This window comes from Streptomyces sp. PTL18 (assembly GCF_059510295.1).
Map to the genome: position 1 here is coordinate 1 of NZ_JCAJZO010000118.1, position 760 is coordinate 760.

Sequence of the window (760 nt, forward strand, 5' to 3'; positions counted from 1 at the left end):
AGTGGGCGGTTCGTAAGGTGATGTCCGTTTCTGATTGAGGTGGGGAAAGGCTGCTGGTGGAGGGTGTGTCGGCTATTGCTGCCTGGCGAAGTTGCCGGTGTCGGCCTCGGTGAGGATCCCGAGTTTGACTAGGCGTTTCAGCTTGGCGCGGGTGCCTTCGATGTTCTTCGGCAGCAGCTCGTGGCCAAGGGCTTCGCAGACGTCCTTGGCCCGAAGCGGTCCGGTCGCGTGGTTGAAGGCGGCGAGGATGCGGGGGTAGTCCGGGTGCTCGGGCAGCTCCGGCGCGACGGCGGGGAGCCGGTCGGCGAGGCCGGTGACGGTCTTGCGGGTGATCGTGAGGTGCTCCAGGTGCGTCTCGGCCTCTTGTAGCCGGGTCTGCAGGTCGTCGATCTGTGCGCGGAGGTCGTCGGCCAGGGCCCGGGCGGCTTCTTCCTGGAGGTCCAGGGCATCGAGCAGGGGCTGGATATTCATGCTGCCGCCGCCTGTGCCGGGCGCCAGGTGGGGGCGTTCGCGCCGGTGAGGCGTCGGGTCATGACGTGGGTCATCGCCCAGTAGACGCGGGAGGCGGAGGAGGAGGGGCGGTGCTCGTAGTCGCGGACCAGGCGCCGGTGCAGTATCAGGATCCCGTAGGTCTGCTCGACCCTCCACCGCTTCGGCTGCGGCACGAACCCCTTGTCCTGCGGGTTGCGTGCGACGATCTCGACATCAATTCCCAGGCCGGCGCCATGCATGACGACCTGGTTCTTGAAGCCCTGGTCGA

Annotated in this window: 1 protein-coding gene and 1 pseudogene; both read right to left on the bottom strand. The window is 67.2% G+C overall.

Going from position 1 to position 760, the window contains the following annotated elements; genetic code table 11:
- Positions 1-72: 72 nt before the first annotated feature.
- The gene (locus AC5WS8_RS39235; protein ID WP_496108250.1) at positions 73-471 is read right to left on the bottom strand and encodes a hypothetical protein; all 399 of its coding nucleotides are present in this window, start codon (positions 469-471) and stop codon (positions 73-75) included.
- Positions 468-760: pseudogene (locus AC5WS8_RS39240) on the bottom strand (IS5/IS1182 family transposase); the annotation flags it as partial. The gene AC5WS8_RS39235 and the pseudogene AC5WS8_RS39240, both read right to left, overlap by 4 nt.

Bases quoted from the DNA above. Each gene is read 5' to 3' on its own strand.
- AC5WS8_RS39235 (WP_496108250.1), bottom strand. From the start codon at position 471: ATGAATATCCAGCCCCTGCTCGATGCCCTGGACCTCCAGGAAGAAGCC.